Raw genomic sequence first — 17,414 nt, forward strand, 5'->3', positions numbered from 1 at the left:
CGCGCGTTGCAGGCCGCGCGGCCGGGCCAATGAAAAAAGCGGCCGAAGCCGCTTTTTCTTGTCACCTGATGGGGCTGCCGCGAACCGGTCGCGGCGGCGCGGCTTAAGCCGACTGCTGACGCGTGCGGCTGTAGCGCGACAGCACCGGGATCATCTGCGCGTAGACCTTCGGGTTGCCCGCGACGATTTCGCCGACGTGCAGGAAGTCCGAGTCGCCGGTGTAGTTGCCGACCAGACCACCGGCTTCGGTGATCAGCAGGCTGCCCGCGGCGACGTCCCATGCGTTCAGGCCCTGCTCGAAGAAGCCGTCCATGCGGCCGGCGGCGACGTTGGCCAGATCGAGCGCGGCGGCGCCCGGGCGGCGCAGGCCCGCGCAGGCTTCGGTCATCTCGGCGAACTGGCGGCCGTACGCGTCGAGGTTGTCGCTCGCGCGGAACGGGAAGCCGGTGCCGATCAGGCAGTCGGCGAGGCGGTCGCGCTTGGCGACGCGAATGCGGCGATCGTTGAGGAACGCGCCGCGGCCGCGCGATGCGGTGAACAGATCGTTGCGGGTCGGATCGTAGACGACGGCCTGGGTGACGATGCCCTTGTGCGCGAGCGCGATCGACACGCAGTAGTACGGGAAGCCGTGGATGAAGTTGGTGGTGCCGTCGAGCGGATCGATGATCCACTGGTATTCGGACTCGTTGTCCGACTTGCCCGATTCCTCGGCGAGGATCGCGTGATCGGGGTAGGCGGTCTTCAGCGTGTCGATGATCGCCGCTTCAGACGCTTTGTCGACCTCCGTGACGAAATCGTTGTGCTGCTTCTTGCTGACCTGGACCAGGTCGAGATCGAGCGATGCGCGGTTGATGATCTGCGCGGCGCGGCGCGCGGCCTTCACAGCGATATTGAGCATGGGATGCATGAACTGATCCTTGTGCCGGGGCAGCACGGCTGCTTGCCGGTAAATAGGCGCGAAAACCCGCGCCAGGAGGCGCCGCAACGGCGCGAAAACGGCACGGAACGCTGGCCGGACAACGCCGGGGCGCATTCCGTCGACGGAGACGAATTGAATAAGAACGTAGCGGCCGGTTCGACGCAAACCGTGGGGCGGACGTCGGCGCCGGACGCGAAAGGCGGTATTTTACCCGAAGTCCGGGCGTCGCCGCGCAGGTGCGAACGAACCTGCGTGATTCGGCAGCGGCGCGCGTTGGCGCTACCATACGCGTCTTCGGTCGCAGTCTTTTGCACCAGTCACCTGTTTTCTAGCTAGCCGGGTTCATCGTGGATCACCCTCATCACTCTTCCGACCCCGCCGTTGCCGATCTGCGCGGCGGCTTCACGTCGACGCGCTTCGTGCTCGTCGAGCCCAGTCATCCGGGCAATGTCGGCGCCGCCGCGCGCGCGCTGAAAACCATGGGCTTCGCGCGGCTCGTGCTGGTCTCGCCGCGCGTGCCGAACGTGCAGAACGATCCCGAGGCGATCGCGATGGCGAGCGGCGCCGATGACGTGCTCGCGTCCGCGCACGTCGTGCCGACGCTCGCCGAGGCGCTGACCGGCGTGCACTGGTCGATCGCGCTGACCGCGCGGCTGCGCGAGTACGGGCCGCCGCAGTGGACGCCGCGCGCGGCCGCCGCGGTCGCGCACCAGCAGGCGGTGCATGGCGAGATCGCACTGGTGTTCGGCAACGAGCGCACCGGGCTGTCGAACGACGACGTCGAGCGCTGCAGCGCGATCGCGCATATTCCCGCCAATCCGGCCTACAGTTCGCTCAATCTCGCGCAGGCGGTGCAGGTGCTCGCGTACGAATTGCGGACCGCGTATCTCGGTGCCGATGACGCGGGCGGCGCGTCCACGACGGCGCGGCCGGGCGCCGCTTCAGGTGCGGTTGCAGGTGCGGTTGCAGGTTCGGGTACGAACGCTCACGCAAGCGCAGGGCAGGCCGAATCGGCTGGCGCCCGCGCGCAGATGGCGGCCAGCGACGAAATCGAAAGCATGTTCGCGCATCTGCAAAGTGCGCTCGTCGCGCTCGAGTTTCTCGATCCGGACAATCCGAAGAAGCTGATGTCGCGGCTGCGGCGGCTATTCGCGCGCTCCGGTCTGGAGCGCGAAGAGGTCAACATCGTGCGCGGGATCGCCAAGCACATCCTGCTGAAGACGAAGCGGGGCGACTGAGCGGCGCGTACCGGTCGAGCGTGATGCGCGGGGAGCGCCGTACCGTACAACGGGGCAACCGGACACGCTGCCCGCGGGCCAGCGAGGCCAGCGCGCCCCACAGGCGACAACCTTGCCGGCGGCGGGGGCTTCCCGCAGCTTTCGCGCAATCGACCTACAATCCACCAGACATTCGAAGCTAAGCTGCTGGCGTGCTAAGCGGCCGCGCTGCATGCAGCGCGCGAAATGCCCATGCAAAGACACCGCAGCATGCATGAGCGACGTGCGCGCACCGAGGCGCGCCGAACCGCGCCAACGGTTGTCCGTCCCTACCCAAAACCAGTGCCTGCCATGTTCACGAGACTTCGCGAAGATATCGCCACGATCCGCGAGCGCGATCCCGCCGCCCGCAGCGCATGGGAAGTGCTCACCTGTTATCCGGGGCTGCACGCGCTGGTGCTGCACCGTGTCGCGCATGCGTGCTGGCGGGCCAAACGCCGCTGGCTTGCGCGTTTCGTCTCGCAGATGGCGCGCTTCATGACCGGCATCGAGATCCATCCGGGCGCGACGCTCGGCAGGCGCGTGTTCATCGATCACGGGATGGGCGTCGTGATCGGCGAGACCGCGCAGGTCGGTGACGACTGCACGATCTACCAGGGCGTGACCCTTGGCGGCACCTCGCTCACGCGCGGCGCGAAACGCCATCCGACGCTCGAGCGCGGCGTGATCGTCGGCGCGGGCGCGAAGGTGCTCGGCGGCTTCACCGTTGGCGCCGACGCGAAGATCGGCTCGAACGCGGTCGTGACCAAGCCGGTGCCGGCGCGCGGCACCGCGGTCGGCAATCCGGCGCGGATCATCGTTCCGGCAGCGGCAGTGGTTGCCGCGAGCGGCGCCCATGCGAACGGGCAAGCGGGCGGCGCGGCCGCGAGTTCGACCAGCCAGGACGCCAACCACGCCGCCAGCCAGGACGCCGCGCGCGACGCCAAACGCGCTGCCGAAGCCAGCGCGTTCTGCGCGTACGGCATCACGCCGAATGCGGACGATCCGGTTTCGCTCGCGATTCACGGTCTGATCGATCACGCGGCCACCCAGGCGCGGCGCATCGATGAAATCGTCGCCGCGCTCGAGCGGCTCGGCACCAGCCTCGAAGGTCTGCAGGGCGCGGATGCGGCGCTCTTCGACCTGCGCCGTTTGTCCGCGGCGATCGCGGGCAAGGCGGAAACCGCGACGGCGGAAGCCAACTCGTGAAGTGAGGCGAGGTGAGGTGAAGTGAAGCGAAGCGCAGGTGAGAAGTGCGGGCGTGCGCGGCGCCTGCCGCCGCGTCACGCGTCAATCGAGTGTCAATCCAGCGGCAACGCGCGAATCCCGTCGGCATCGATCTTCAGATAGCCGCCCCGGCGCGGCCCGTGATCGAGATCCCAGTCCGGCAATACCCAGCGCGTGCCGCCCGGCTCGCGATGCCGCGCGGGCAGATGCGTATGCCCGTGAATGATCGTCGCCGCCTTCGATTTGCGGAACAGCGCGGCGACGCCTTTGGCGGTCACGTCGTACTTGATCGACATCGGGCGCACGCGGCCGTGCTCGCTATTGGCGCGCATCTTCTCGGCGAGCCGGCGGCGCCAGCGAAACGGCCACGCGAGAAACAGCAACTGCACAAACGGATTGCGCGCGAACTTGCGGAACAGTTGATAGCCGCGATCGGCGGTGCACAGCGCATCGCCGTGCGCGAGCGCGACACGCGTGCCGAATGCGGTGATCACGAACGGATCGGGCAGCCAGATCGCGCCGGCCGCTTTCATGAAGCGCCGGCCGAGCAGGAAATCGCGATTGCCGTGCATGATGTAGAGCGCGATGCCGCGCTCCGACAGCGTATGCAGCAGCGCCGTGATGCGCGCGACGAACGGTTCGCCGAGCATGTCGTCGCCCACCCAATACTCGAACAGATCGCCGAGGATGAACACCGAATCGGCGGCCTCGGCGGTGACGCGGACGAAGTGCTCGAACGCGGCGACCGTGTGCGGAATCGCGTCGCTCAGATGAAGATCGGAGAGAAAGAAAAACGGGCGTGCGGCGTGCGGGCGTGGGCCCTCGCCTGGCACGCCCGCGGCGACGCTTCGCAGCGGCGTCTCTTGCAGCATTGAAGGTGCCTGATAATCAGTTCAAACGGGTCGACGTTAAGCGGTTCGCTTAGTCGACGACGACAGCCTTCTCGATCACGACGTCGTCGACCGGCACGTCCTGGTGAAAGCCCTTCGAACCGGTCTTGACCTTCTTGATCTTCTCGACGATGTCCATCCCTTCGACGACCTTGCCGAACACCGCGTAGCCCCAGCCCTGCGGCGTCGGCGACGAGTGGTTCAGGAAGTCGTTGTCGTTCACGTTGATGAAGAATTGCGCGGTCGCCGAATGCGGGTCGTTGGTGCGCGCCATCGCGATCGAGCCGGTTTCGTTCTTCAGGCCGTTGTTCGCTTCGTTGGTGATCGGCTCGGCCGTCGGCTTCTGCTTCATGCCGGGTTCGAAGCCGCCGCCCTGGATCATGAAGCCGTCGATCACGCGGTGGAACACCGTGTTGTCATAGTGACCGGCTTTCACGTAGTTGAGGAAGTTCTCGACCGACTTCGGCGCCTTCGCGGCGTCCAGTTCGAGTTTGATGACGCCGTGGTTCGTATGCAGTTCAACCATGATGGAATCCTTTGATGAACAGGTGGATAAAAGGCGCGGCGCGCCGTCATTGGTTGACGGCAGGCCGCGCCGGGGCGTGGGTTGCGGCGCGTACCGGTGAGGTGCGCGAGCCGCCGGTACGCGGTTACTTGCTCACCACCGTCGCCGACTGGATCACGATCGGCTTTTGCGGCACGTCGCTCATCGCGCCGCGCACGGTGGTCGGGGTCGCCTCGATGCGTTTGACGACGTCCATCCCGCTCGTCACTTTGCCGAACACCGCATAGCCGTTGCCGTCGGGCTTCGGATAGTCGAGATTGGCGTTGTCAACGGTGTTGATGAAGAACTGCGCGGTGGCCGAATCCGGATCGCTGGTGCGGGCCATCGCGATCGTGCCCGCGGTGTTCTTCAGACCACTGCGGCTCTCGAGCGCAATCGGCGCGCGCGTCGGCTTCTCGGCGAAGCTCTGCGTGTAGCCGCCGCCCTGGATCATGAAGCCCGGAATCACCCGATGAAAGATCGTACCGCTGTACTGGCCGGCCTTCACGTAGTCGAGGAAGTTCGCGACAGTTTTTGGCGCTTTCTCGGGATACAGTTCGACGCGAATGTCACCTTCGGACGTCTTGAGCAGCACCTGCGGATGAGCGGCCTGCGAGCCCGCCTGCGCAAAAGCCGGCGCGGTTGCGATCAGGGCGGCGCTGCCGAGCGCCAACATCAACCATTTCATGAAGATCCTCGGGGTGGAAAAATCTGCGGTGGGGCAGTGTGGCCCCGCGTTAGCGCGACGGCGCGACGTACGGCGGCATCGCGAGCGAGCCGTTGGCGCCGCCGAACTGGAAGCTCGGGGTTTCAGGCAGCGTCGAAGAAGGGGTGTTGCGCTCGGTGGTTTCGCTCGATTGCGCGGCGGCCGGTTGCGCGGCTTTGCGCGCTGGCGCCGGCGAAACGATCTTCTGGATTTGCGCGAGACGCTGGGTGGTGGTCGCGCTGGCCTTGCCGATGCCCTGCGCGCGCCGATACGCTTCATTGGCCATGCGCAGATAGACGTCGCCGAGGTTCTCGTAGGCGAGGCCGTAGTTCGGGTTGACCTGCAACGCGGTTTCGAGCGCGGCACGCGCGTCGGTCAGACGGCCGTGCTTTGCATACAGCGTCGCGAGGTTGTTGTACGGTTCGGGCAACTCGGGGTAGAGCTGCGTGAGTTCGGTGAACGCGGCGATCGCTTCGTCGTCGCGGCCCAGGTGAGCGAGCACGGTGCCGCGCTTGAATTTGGCCTGGGCGTCGCGCGGGTTCGACGCGATGCGCGCATCGAGCTGGGTCAGTGCGGCCTGCCAGTTTCTCTGCTCAATCGACGCGTCGACTTCGGGCGTGTTGTCGCGTACCGCCGGGCCTTGCGGCATCACCGCGGCCTTCTGCGCATAAGCGCCGGCGACCGGTACCACGGCCAGCGCGGCGGCCACGGTGACGCGCCACGCGAGAGTGCGCGCCGCTGCGAAAACAATGCCGCCGGAACGGCTTCCAACGAGGCCGCCAACGAGGCCTTCAGGCGCAGTCGCGGCGAGGGTCGCAGCGCTGCGTGCGCGGCCGCTGGAGTGTTTCATAGGCTTAGGTCTGGGTGTTATACTCCGAGCCATTCTAACAAAAGGTCTGCGCGTTCCGTCGAACCGCCGACTGTCTTTTCGCCACTCGTGGCCGTCTCCGCCTGGTTCGCCGTTTCGTCTGCAGCGTGATCGCCGCACGAGGTGCGCCGGTTTCAGCTGCCGGCGACGCACCCGCTGTTCTGTTCGTCTCGGGTCGCGGCGCGCATGAAGCACAATGCGGACTTCTTTGGGCCCACGCACCGTTCTCTATGGAATCTCTGCGCATCTACAACACGCTCGCGCGTGACAAGCAAACTTTCGTCCCGCTGCAGGAAGGCGTTGTACGAATGTACGTCTGCGGGATGACCGTGTACGACTATTGTCATGTTGGCCATGCGCGGGTGATGGTCGTGTTCGACATCGTGCAGCGCTGGTTGCGCACGCTCGGCTACAACGTGACCTACGTGCGCAACATTACCGACATCGACGACAAGATCATCCGTCGCGCGGTCGAGAACGGCGAGACCATCAAGTCGCTGACCGATCGCTTTATCGCCGCGTTGCATGAAGACGCGGACGCGCTCGGCATCGCGCGTCCGGACATCGAGCCGCGCGCGACCGACTTCATTCCGCAGATGCTCGGCATGATCGAGGCACTCGAGAACAACGGGTACGCGTATCAGGCGAGCGACGGCGACGTCAACTACGCGGTGCGCAAGTTCGCGGGCTACGGCAAGCTGTCGGGCAAGTCGCTCGAAGACCTGCGCGCGGGCGAGCGCGTCGCGGCCAACGACGCGAAGCAGGACCCGCTCGACTTCGTGTTGTGGAAGCAGGCCAAGCCCGACGAACCGGCCGACACCGGCTGGGAGTCGAAGTACGGCCGCGGCCGTCCGGGATGGCATATCGAGTGCTCGGCGATGGGCTGCACGCTGCTCGGCGAACAGTTCGACATTCATGGCGGCGGCCAGGACCTGCAGTTTCCGCACCACGAAAACGAGATCGCGCAGAGCGAAGCCGCGACCGGCCAGACCTTCGTGAATTACTGGATGCACAACGGCTACGTGCAGATCGACAACGAAAAGATGTCGAAGTCGTTGAACAACTTTTTCACGATTCGCGAAGTGCTCGCGCAGTACGATGCGGAGGTCGTGCGCTTCTTCATCGCGCGCGCGCATTACCGTTCACCGCTCAATTACAGCGACGTGCATATCGACGACGCGCGCAACGCACTGACGCGTTTGTACACGGCGTTGAAAGACGTGACGCCCGATACGGGCGAACTCGACTGGAACGAAGCGTACGCGCGGCGTTTCCAGGCGGCGATGAACGACGACTTCAATACGCCAGTGGCCGTGTCGGTGCTGTTCGAGCTGGCCACCGAAGTGAACCGCACGCGCGAGCCCGCGCTGGCCCGTCAATTGCGCGAGCTTGGCGCGGTGCTCGGGCTGCTCGGACGGGAGCCGCGTGCCTACCTGCAGCAGGCAGCGGGTGCTGCAGCCGAAGGCGCGCTGGATGCCGCCGCGATCGAAACGAAGATCGCCGCGCGCGTCGCCGCCAAACAGGCAAAGGACTATGCGGCAGCAGACCGGATCCGGGCCGAATTGCTCGAAGCCGGCGTTGCCCTCGAAGACAAACCCGGCGGGTTGACCGAGTGGCGGCGCGTGTGAGCGCACCTCGTACTTCCCTCTGATCGACTCGCCAGGCAGGAGGCAGGATGGCAACGGCCACGAAGACGCCGGCTAAACGCGCGACGTCTCAAACCAGTGCGGCAGCCGCAGCGTCGGCTGCCGCGGCTAAGTCGACGCGTGCGTCGACTCGCGCGGGCAGCGCGGTAGAGAAAGCGTCGTCGAAAGCGGGCGGGGCGGCGAAAGCCGGTGCCGCCGCGGCGAAGAAGAGCGCGGCCAAACGCTCGCTGAACGGCGCGGGCGGCGACGCCGCGCATGTGTCCACCGCGAAGCGCGCGAAGTCCCCGACGAGCGCCGCGGCGGGCAAGAGCAATGGCGCCGCGCCTCCGAAAGCCGCGGCCAAAGCCGCCACCAAACCCGCGGTGAAACTCGCGAACGAACTGGCCGGCGAAGTCCAGGAACTCGCGCGCGACACCAACGCGGGCGAGGTCGTGCGCAAGACGCGCGTGTCGGCCACCGCCGCGAGCGCGACCAGCGCGAGCGGGGAAGCGGCCGGCGCCAGCGCGCTCGCGAGCGAAGTCGCGGTGCCGGTGCAGATCGGCGGCCTCGCGCCGGAAGTCACGCGGCCCGCATACTGGGACAAGGCGTGCGCCGATCTCGTCAAGCGCGACCGCATTCTGAAGAAACTGATTCCGAAATTCGGCCCCGTGCATCTGCTCAGCCGCGGCGATCCGTTCGTCACGCTCGCGCGCTCGGTGGTCGGTCAGCAGATTTCGGTCGCCTCCGCGCAGGCGGTGTGGGCGCGGGTCGAAGCCGCGTGCCCGAAGCTGGTGCCGCAGCAGTTCATCAAGCTCGGTCTGGAGAAGCTGACCGCCTGCGGTCTGTCCAAACGCAAGGCCGAATACGTGCTCGATCTCGCGCGCCATTTCGTGTCGGGTGCGTTGCATGTCGGCAAGTGGACGTCGATGGACGACGAGGCGGTGATCGCCGAACTCACGCAGATTCGCGGCATCGGCCGCTGGACCGCGGAGATGTTCCTGATCTTCAACCTGTCGCGTCCGGACGTGCTGCCGCTCGACGACCTCGGTCTGATCCGCGCGATCAGCGTCAACTATTTCAGCGGCGAACCCGTCACGCGCAGCGAAGCGCGCGAGGTCGCGGCAAACTGGGAACCGTGGCGCACCGTCGCGACCTGGTATATGTGGCGTAGTCTCGATCCGTTGCCGGGCGACTACTGAAGAACAGGAAAACGAGGCCGTTTCGAAAAACTATCGTTTGTTTATAGTCGATAGTTGAGAAAAGGTTTTGACATCGGCGCGCGCGGTTAGAATACGCGCTGCCCGGTAAGTCCAAGGATTACAACCAATGAAGACCACGTTTCTGGATTTCGAGCAGCCGATCGCTGAACTCGAAGCGAAGATCGAAGAATTGCGCTTCGTGCAGGACGATTCGGCCGTCGATATTTCGGAAGAAATCGAGCGGCTGTCGAAGAAGAGCCAGCAGCTCACCAAAGATCTGTACGCGAACCTGACGCCGTGGCAGGTTTCGCAAATTGCCCGTCATCCGCAGCGTCCGTACACGTTCGACTACGTGAGCGAGCTGTTCACCGATTTCCACGAATTGCATGGCGACCGCAGCTTCGCGGACGACCAGTCGATCGTCGGCGGCCTCGCGCGTTTCAACGGGCAGGCGTGCATGGTGATCGGCCATCAGAAGGGCCGCGACACCAAGGAGCGCGCGATGCGCAACTTCGGCATGCCGCGTCCGGAAGGCTATCGCAAGGCTGAGCGGCTGATGCGTCTGGCCGAGAAATTCGGTCTGCCGATTTTCACGTTCATCGATACCCCGGGCGCGTATCCCGGCATCGGCGCGGAAGAGCGCGGCCAGTCGGAGGCGATCGGCCGCAATCTGTACGTGATGGCCGAACTGAAGACGCCGCTGATCGCGACGATCATCGGCGAAGGCGGTTCCGGCGGCGCGCTCGCGATCGCGGTGGCCGACACCGTGCTGATGCTGCAGTTCTCGACCTACTCGGTGATTTCGCCGGAAGGCTGCGCGTCGATTCTGTGGAAGAGCGCCGCGAAGGCGCCGGAAGCCGCGGAAGCGCTCGGCCTGACCGCGCATCGTCTGAAGGCGCTCGGTCTGATCGACAAGATCGTCAACGAGCCGCTCGGCGGCGCGCATCGCGATCCGAAGGGTATGGCCGCGATGCTGCGTCGCGCGCTCGCCGATTCGCTGCGCCAGTTCCAGGGCATGGGCACCAACGACCTGCGCGAACGCCGTTTCGAACGGCTGATGGCGTACGGCAAATTCAAGGAAACGACGCCGGGCGCGTAAGCCCGCGCGCGTTAGCCTGTCTCTCTGGTCCACCAGCGCTTGCCGCGCTAAGCACGTGACCTCCACCGCCGACTCGTCCGCCGAGCGCCTCGTTTTCGAGGCGCTCGGCGTTGCGCTATCCGCGCTCGACGCACGCGATCCGCACGCGCGGATCGCGGTCGCGTTCAGCGGCGGCGTCGATTCGAGCGTGCTGCTCGACGCGGCGGTGCGCGTCGCGGGTTCCCCACGCGTGATGGCGCTGCATGTGCATCACGGCTTGAGTCCGCACGCCGATGCATGGCTCGCGCATTGCGACGCGTTCGCGCGCGAGCGCGGCGTCGCGTTCGACGCGCGACGTGTCGAAGTGGCGCGCGCGAGCGGCGTGAGCATCGAGGCAGCGGCGCGCGATGCGCGTTATCGTGCGCTCGATGCGATGTGCGACGCGCACGGCATTCGCATGCTGTGGCTCGCGCAGCACGCGGACGATCAAGCCGAGACCGTGCTGCTGCAGTTGTTGCGCGGCGCGGGGCTGGCAGGGCTGGCGGCGATGGCGCCGGAGTTTCTCGCCACTGGCGCGTCGGCGACCCGGGTGCGGCCGCTGCTGCATCTGTTGCGCGCGCAACTGGATCAGTATGCGCGCGCGCGCCGGTTGCACTGGATCGACGACGAGTCGAATGCGGACACCCGCTATGCGCGCAATGCGCTGCGCCATCAGGTGATGCCGGCGCTCGCGGTGCACTTTCCCGGTTTTCGCGACGCGCTCGCGCGCACCGCCGCGCATGCGGCGTCGGCGCAGCGTCTGCTCGATACGCTCGCGCGCGCCGATCTGCAAGACGCGGCGCGCAATGAAGGCCGCGCGCTCGACGCGTCAGCATTGCTCGCACTCGACGACGACCGCGCGCTGAACCTGCTGCGTTACTGGATGCGCACGCTGGGTTTCGTCGCGGCATCGAGCGCGCGTGTCGCCGATGCGCTGCGGCAGTTGCGCGAGGTGGGCGCGGGGCAGGGCGGCCATCGTTTGCGCATCGATCATGCGGGGCACGCGCTGCGCAGTTATCGCGGCCTGGTCTACTGGGAGGCCGGCGACAGCAGCGAGCCCGCCGACGAAACCGCGCTGGTCGAACGCGAAATCAGCGAGCTCGTGTGGCAGGGCGAAGCGGTATGGCGTTTGCCGCAGTGGCGCGGCACGTTTGTGTTCGAGGTGCTGCCAGTCGGTGACACGAACGATGCGACCCAGCCGGCCGCCGCCGATGACGCCGGCCTGGTTCCGCTCAGCGTGCTGCAACGCGCGCCGCTCAGCGCGCGCGCGCGCCGCGGCGGCGAACGGATGCGCACCGCTGCGCCGAACGCGCCGAGCCGCACGTTGAAGAATCTGTTCCAGGAGCGCGCGATTCCCGCATGGAAGCGCGACGTGCCGTTGCTATATGTCGGCGACGCGTTGCTGTTTGTTCCGCTGATCGGCGTGAATCGCGCGAGCGTGCCCGAGTCGGTGGCGAGCAGTGAAGCGTGCGTGAGGATCGTCTGGCGCGAAGACCTGCTGATCGCCTGACCGGCCGGTCGGGCACTTGCGCATCAGCTTCCCGCAAGTACCGAAATCACGAAATAGGGCACAAATCAGCGGAAAAACGGGTCCTTGCCAGCCCGATTTCACGCAATTGAACGCTCGCCGCGACTTGTCTTTTTGTGCCTAATCAGGTACTTTAGCTCGTTTGCCCGACCCGATTTCGTCATCGCTTTTGCCGCACTCGGTCGTGATGCCGGTTTGCGAGCGTGATCCGTCGTTGCCGTTGAATTCCGACCTGCCATCAAGCGATCTCATCCCGGGCAAATCCGCGCGTGCTGCACGCGCGCTGCATTTACGCCGCCACACACTTCGCCGCCGTTCACGAGACGTTGCGCCCCTGTGCTCCCTGTGCGGTTTTCTTCAGCGCGCCAGCGCGGTTTCTCCTTCAGTTCAGAACGACAATGGCACTCATCGTACACAAATACGGCGGCACCTCGATGGGCTCGGTCGAGCGCATCAAGAACGTCGCAAGGCGCGTCGCGAAATGGCACAAGGCTGGCCACAAGATGGTCGTCGTGCCGTCGGCAATGTCCGGCGAAACCAATCGCCTGCTCGGCCTCGCAAAAGAAATTACGACCCAGGCGAGCCCGCGCGAACTCGACATGATCGCCGCGACCGGCGAGCAGGTCAGCTCGGGTCTGCTCGCGATCGCGCTGCAGGAAGCCGGCGTCGACGCGGTCAGCTACGCAGGCTGGCAGGTGCCGGTCAAAACGGATAGCGCATACACCAAGGCGCGGATCAGCGAAATCGACGGCGAGCGCGTGCTGCGCGACCTCGACGCCGGCAAGGTGGTCGTGATCACCGGCTTCCAGGGTATCGACCCGGAAGGCAACATCACGACGCTCGGCCGCGGCGGCTCGGATACGTCGGCGGTCGCGGTCGCGGCCGCGCTGAAGGCCGACGAGTGCCTGATCTATACGGACGTCGACGGCGTCTACACGACCGACCCGCGGGTGGTCGAAGAGGCGCGCCGGCTCGATCGCGTGACGTTCGAAGAAATGCTGGAAATGGCCAGCCTGGGTTCGAAGGTGCTGCAGATCCGCTCGGTGGAATTCGCCGGCAAATATCAGGTGAAGACGCGCGTGCTGTCGAGTCTGACCGATCCGCTGATGTCGCTCGAAGAAGAAATGAAGTCGGGCACCCTGATTACTTTTGAAGAAGACGAGACCATGGAAAAAGCAGTCATCTCGGGCATCGCGTTCCAGCGCGACGAAGCTCGTATCGCCGTGATGGGTGTGCCGGACAAGCCGGGCATCGCGTATCAGATCCTCGGCCCGGTGGCGGACGCGAATATCGACGTCGACATGATCATCCAGAACCAGAGCGTCGAGGGCAAGACGGCGTTCACGTTCACGGTCGGCCGCGGCGACTACGCGCGCGCGATGGAAATCCTCACCGGCACGGTGAAGGGTCACGTGCAGGCCGAACAGGTGCTGGGCGATCCGAAGGTGTCGAAGGTGTCGGTGGTCGGCGTCGGTATGCGCTCGCACGTCGGCATCGCGAGCAAGATGTTCCGCACGCTGTCGGAAGAGGGCATCAACATTCAGATGATCTCGACCTCCGAAATCAAGATTTCGGTGCTGATCGACGAGAAGTACATGGAGCTCGCAGTGCGCGCGCTGCATAAGGCGTTCGAACTCGATCAGGCTTAAGAAGTAGCGAGCGGCATTGAGTTGCCGCAATAAGCGGCAGAAAAACGGGGCGCCCACGGGCGCCCCGTTTGTTTTGCGGCGCGCATGTGAACAGCCGATGAACTATTTGCATCGCCAGCGTCGAATTGGCACAAAAAATGTTCGTCAGACATTGACCTTATCGGCTTCGCCCGCTATTATCTTGGCTTCTTCGCACTGACTCCCTGTGCGAAAGAAAGTTTGGGAGACGTGGCCGAGAGGTCGAAGGCACTCCCCTGCTAAGGGAGCATCTGGGCCAAAACCTGGATCGAGGGTTCGAATCCCTCCGTCTCCGCCAGAAGTGGTAGAGAGAACCCCGCAGAGTCTAGGCTCTGCGGGGTTTTTGTTTTTCTGGCCGTGTTTGGCGGCTTTCCCGCGTTTTTTCCTTCTCGTTGCTTCCTCTGGCCGTCGGCTCGCGCGTGACGGATTTCTCCGTAGCTTGCCCGCAGTGCTTGCGGCATTGTGAGTCTGCGCGGGTTCCCAGTATCGCCCCGGCTATTGCATGCGCCGCTCGTGACGGTGCGGGTTTTGGAGGCAGTGCAAACGCGGCGCCGTCACGCCGCCCGAGCGAGTCGGAGCACGTTTGCCTCCGATATGTAGGTCTCCAGATTAAATGGCTCCGCTGTTCTCTCCGGCCGACAGTCATTACCAGCACGCGCGCGTCGGCGCGATGAGCACCGCTTCACTGCGGCCGCCACACCTCCATTCAGCAGCACGCTCCGGCACCAAGCCTGCGAGCGAGGCATCGCGGCGTCCTGTCTTCGCGCTTTCAAGGCAACCGAGGGATCGAAAACCGGCCCCCCCATCTCACGTGCGCTGCCATAACTCTTCGGTCGCATCCGCAAGCGTGCCTGCGCGGACTATCGACCCGCGATTAATTCTTCTTTTGGATTCTGGCGCAACGCTGTGTCGTGGATACAGGCTGGAAATAAATTTCGCTAAATTCATTGCAATTATTTCGAGATAATGTATGCATTAAGTATGAATAAGAGTTGTAACACAATGCGCCTGCGCTGTTCTAATTGTTAATCAAATATTGACGTTTATTAACAATTATTTCGATTTAATCCTATTCAATGAATTGACGCATGACGCCGACAATACGCGCTATTAAAGCTATTAGGGAAGCGGTCACTACGTAGTGCAGGGTTCACACGAAAATTAAAAGTTGATCGGCTCTCGTGCTGGTCAAGTGATCTTATCTCAAATTAGAGAAGTTGAAATATTTTTTATATCCTGTTTACCCCGGTTCAGATTTATGCGATTGCGAGTAATTTCCAATCTCGAAAATATCGAAAATCAGTTTGTTGGGACGTAGTGAGTGATAGGTAACCAGTGTCTGGAGGTGGATTTTGCTTACTAAGATTGCTATCGCCGACAGCAATTCCATTCTGCGAATAGGAATGCGGTGTATTTTCGGAAGGCAGGCTGGCTTGAGGGTAGTGGGGGAGGCGGACAATTCCACGGCGATCATGGAATTACTTCGAGAAAAAGAAGTCGACGTGCTGCTGGCCGACTTTGAAATTCCCGGAAAGGTCTATCGGGACGGAAGCTCGCTGATGGCGCTGCTGCGCCGGACCTTTCCCGCCACCAAAGTCATCTTCGTCACCACCCTGACCAACCCTCTGCTGCTGAGCGCCGTCGTCAAATCGCGGGCGCATGGCGTGTTGCTGAAAAACGATTCCCCGGAAGAAGTGGTGAGCGCGGTGCGCTGCGTGTCGCGCGGCCAATTCTATATAGCGCCGTCGGTGCGCCGTATCACCGGTGCAAGCCATTGCGAGGAATCGGATACCGACAGAATGGGACATCTGTCGGCGCGCGAGGGCGAAGTGCTGCGTCTTTACGTGAGCGGAATGAGTATCAGCGAAATTGCCGCGTTAAGTCACCGGAGTCTGCAAACCGTCAGTACCCAGCGAAAGCAGGGCATGAAAAAGCTCGGGTTTACCAATGACCGCGAGCTGTTCGAATACATGCTGCCGTCGCGAGGCTGATTTTTACGGATTTTTTACACCCACCATCGAAACGTCGATTTTTACGGAATTTTTTCAGCCCGACCGGGAGCCTGATTTTTACGAAATACTTACAAGAACATCGGTTGCTAATTAAAACGGCAACTTTGTCAGATGTATTTAATAGAGTCATGGTTCCGGGTTTTATTAAAAATAGTAGTAAGTCGACGTCGGCAAATTTGGGATATCTCTAAGATTTTGACTGGCATGACTGATGTCAGCCGAAGTATCAGCGCGCGCTGATTTTGTTTTTTCAATCGGTTGGTTTTCGATTCACGATTTATTTAACAGGTAAAACAATGAAACTTGCACGTTCACTCGCATTTGTCGCGGTCGCAGCAGCAGTCGGTATTCCGGCGGCATCGTACGCAGCTGACGGCACGATCACCTTCAACGGCAACATCACCGCGCAAACCTGCACGATCAGCGGCAACGGCGGCGGTCAGGACTTCACGGTGACCCTGCCGACGGTGTCGACCTCGGCGCTGGCAGCAGACGGTTCGACGGCCGGCCGTACGCCGTTCAACATCGCGCTGACCAACTGCTCGCCGGATTCGGGCACCGCGCTGACGTACTTCGAACCGGGCGCAACGGTCGACACGGCAACGGGTCGTCTGCTGAACGCAACGGGTAGCGCAAGCAACGTCGAAATCGGCCTGCTGAACAAGGACTACAGCACAATCCAGCTGGGCGCCGCACAAAGCTCGCAGAACTCGCAGTCGGCCACGATCTCGGCCGGCAGCGCAACGCTCGACTACTTTGCGCAATACGTCGCGACGGGCGGCGCAGCAGGCGCGGGCTCGGTCAACACGACGACGCTCTACTCGATCGTCTATCAGTAAGCAGTACGGAGCAGCAGTAAGCCGTACATGACGTGGTGAGGCAGCGGCCGGGGCCCGATGGGCGCCGGCCGCTGTCCGAAGAATTCAGTGGCATCCCGGCAGGACCGGGTAAGCGGGGCGAGAAGATGGCGGTACGTAAAAATTTACTGGCGGCAGCGGCCGCCTTGTCGATGTGTGCGGGCATCGCCCACGCGAGTGTCGTCGTCAACGGAACGCGTCTGGTGTACGACGCGAGCGACCGTGAAATTACAGTCAAACTGAACAACGTCGGCAACGATCCGGCGCTGGTGCAGGTATGGCTCGATACCGGCAATCCCAAGTCGTTGCCGGACGAAGTGCAGGTGCCGTTCTCGATGTCGCCGCCGCTGTTCCGGCTCGATCCGAAGAAAGGCCAGAGCCTGCGTCTGATCTATACGCAGGATCCGCTGCCGCAGGACAAGGAGTCGCTGTTCTGGCTCAACGTGCTCGAGGTGCCGCCCACCGCCGCGCAGAAAGACGCGGTCGAGCGCAACATGCTGCGCCTCGCGTTCCGCTCGCGCATCAAACTGTTCTTCCGGCCTGACGGACTGCCCGGCCGCGCGGACGAAGCGCCCGCGAAAATCAGCTGGAAGTTCGTGCCGAAAAAAGACGGCGCCGGCTATGTGCTCGAAGCGACCAACCCGACGCCGTATCACGTGACCTTCACGCAGGTCGTCGCGAAAGCGGGCGGCGCGACGTGGACCGACGACAAGGGCGGCATGGTCGACCCCGGCGCGACCCAGGACTACGACGTGGGCAAGGTCGCGTCGTTGCCGGCCGCGCCGTTGCAGGTCGACTACAAGTTTCTCAACGATTACGGCGCGGGCACGCCCGGCCAGTACAAGCCGGCGCGAGCCGCCGCGGCAGCCACGCCGGCCGAAGCCGCAGCAAGCGCGCCGGCCCCGCAAGCGCAGCCTGAAGCGCAGCCCGGGCCGCAGCGCGCCGCCCAGCCTTAAACCGCGCGCCACTCCAGTCCTAATCATCCGGTGCCCCGACCCG

Annotated in this window: 15 protein-coding genes and 1 tRNA gene; 11 read left to right on the forward strand and 5 right to left on the reverse strand. The window is 63.8% G+C overall.

Translation table 11 applies throughout. The features are described from left to right. Window positions 1-103 precede the first annotated feature (103 nt). Window positions 104-907 (reverse strand): inositol monophosphatase family protein, encoded by an 804-nt coding sequence (locus LJ656_RS17755; RefSeq protein ID WP_230510688.1) that lies wholly within the window; start codon window positions 905-907, stop codon window positions 104-106. Window positions 908-1,266: 359 nt separating this feature from the next. Between LJ656_RS17755 and LJ656_RS17760 the strand changes: the two genes are divergently transcribed. Next, window positions 1,267-2,157 (forward strand): RNA methyltransferase, encoded by an 891-nt coding sequence (locus tag LJ656_RS17760; RefSeq protein ID WP_230510689.1) that lies wholly within the window; start codon window positions 1,267-1,269, stop codon window positions 2,155-2,157. 330 nt (window positions 2,158-2,487) lie between these two features. Further along, on the forward strand, window positions 2,488-3,384 hold the full coding sequence (cysE, locus tag LJ656_RS17765; protein WP_230510690.1) for a serine O-acetyltransferase: 897 nt from the start codon (window positions 2,488-2,490) through the stop codon (window positions 3,382-3,384). Window positions 3,385-3,476: 92 nt separating this feature from the next. On the opposite strand, the gene LJ656_RS17770 is transcribed toward cysE, so the two are convergent. From LJ656_RS17770 to LJ656_RS17785, 4 genes are all read right to left on the reverse strand, one after another. Then, window positions 3,477-4,274 (reverse strand): UDP-2,3-diacylglucosamine diphosphatase, encoded by a 798-nt coding sequence (locus LJ656_RS17770; protein ID WP_230510691.1) that lies wholly within the window; start codon window positions 4,272-4,274, stop codon window positions 3,477-3,479. A gap of 49 nt (window positions 4,275-4,323) precedes the next feature. Further along, the gene (locus LJ656_RS17775; RefSeq protein WP_230510692.1) at window positions 4,324-4,818 is read right to left on the reverse strand and encodes a peptidylprolyl isomerase; all 495 of its coding nucleotides are present in this window, start codon (window positions 4,816-4,818) and stop codon (window positions 4,324-4,326) included. A gap of 124 nt (window positions 4,819-4,942) precedes the next feature. Beyond that, a complete protein-coding gene (locus LJ656_RS17780; RefSeq protein WP_230510693.1) occupies window positions 4,943-5,524 on the reverse strand; it encodes a peptidylprolyl isomerase in 582 nt (193 codons plus the stop codon). 49 nt (window positions 5,525-5,573) lie between these two features. Then, window positions 5,574-6,392, reverse strand: a complete 819-nt coding sequence (locus LJ656_RS17785; RefSeq protein WP_230510694.1) for a tetratricopeptide repeat protein — start codon at window positions 6,390-6,392, stop codon at window positions 5,574-5,576. A gap of 248 nt (window positions 6,393-6,640) precedes the next feature. On the opposite strand from LJ656_RS17785, the gene cysS reads away from it, so the two are divergent. The 9 genes from cysS (at window position 6,641) to LJ656_RS17830 (ending at window position 17,371) form a co-directional block, all read left to right on the forward strand. Continuing rightward, window positions 6,641-8,038 carry a cysteine--tRNA ligase gene (gene cysS / locus LJ656_RS17790; RefSeq protein ID WP_230510695.1) on the forward strand — a complete coding sequence of 466 codons (1,398 nt, stop codon included), beginning with the start codon at window positions 6,641-6,643 and terminating at the stop codon, window positions 8,036-8,038. Window positions 8,039-8,085: 47 nt separating this feature from the next. Next, entirely contained in the window at window positions 8,086-9,234 is a 1,149-nt protein-coding gene (locus LJ656_RS17795; protein ID WP_230510696.1) for a DNA-3-methyladenine glycosylase family protein, read from the forward strand. A gap of 127 nt (window positions 9,235-9,361) precedes the next feature. Continuing rightward, window positions 9,362-10,333, forward strand: a complete 972-nt coding sequence (locus LJ656_RS17800; RefSeq protein WP_230510697.1) for an acetyl-CoA carboxylase carboxyltransferase subunit alpha — start codon at window positions 9,362-9,364, stop codon at window positions 10,331-10,333. Window positions 10,334-10,388: 55 nt separating this feature from the next. Next, on the forward strand, window positions 10,389-11,861 hold the full coding sequence (gene tilS, locus LJ656_RS17805; protein WP_230510698.1) for a tRNA lysidine(34) synthetase TilS: 1,473 nt from the start codon (window positions 10,389-10,391) through the stop codon (window positions 11,859-11,861). A 416-nt stretch (window positions 11,862-12,277) separates the two neighbouring features. After that, on the forward strand, window positions 12,278-13,528 hold the full coding sequence (locus LJ656_RS17810) for an aspartate kinase (protein WP_230510699.1): 1,251 nt from the start codon (window positions 12,278-12,280) through the stop codon (window positions 13,526-13,528). A gap of 222 nt (window positions 13,529-13,750) precedes the next feature. Then, window positions 13,751-13,844: transfer RNA gene (locus tag LJ656_RS17815), tRNA-Ser, on the forward strand. A gap of 1,054 nt (window positions 13,845-14,898) precedes the next feature. Continuing rightward, entirely contained in the window at window positions 14,899-15,537 is a 639-nt protein-coding gene (locus LJ656_RS17820; protein ID WP_268998668.1) for a response regulator, read from the forward strand. 317 nt (window positions 15,538-15,854) lie between these two features. Then, a complete protein-coding gene (locus tag LJ656_RS17825) occupies window positions 15,855-16,397 on the forward strand; it encodes a fimbrial protein (RefSeq protein ID WP_230510700.1) in 543 nt (180 codons plus the stop codon). A gap of 125 nt (window positions 16,398-16,522) precedes the next feature. After that, a complete protein-coding gene (locus LJ656_RS17830; protein ID WP_230510701.1) occupies window positions 16,523-17,371 on the forward strand; it encodes a fimbrial biogenesis chaperone in 849 nt (282 codons plus the stop codon). Window positions 17,372-17,414: the final 43 nt, after the last annotated feature.

This window comes from Paraburkholderia sejongensis, from assembly GCF_020880815.1.
GTDB classification, from domain to species: domain Bacteria; phylum Pseudomonadota; class Gammaproteobacteria; order Burkholderiales; family Burkholderiaceae; genus Paraburkholderia; species Paraburkholderia sejongensis.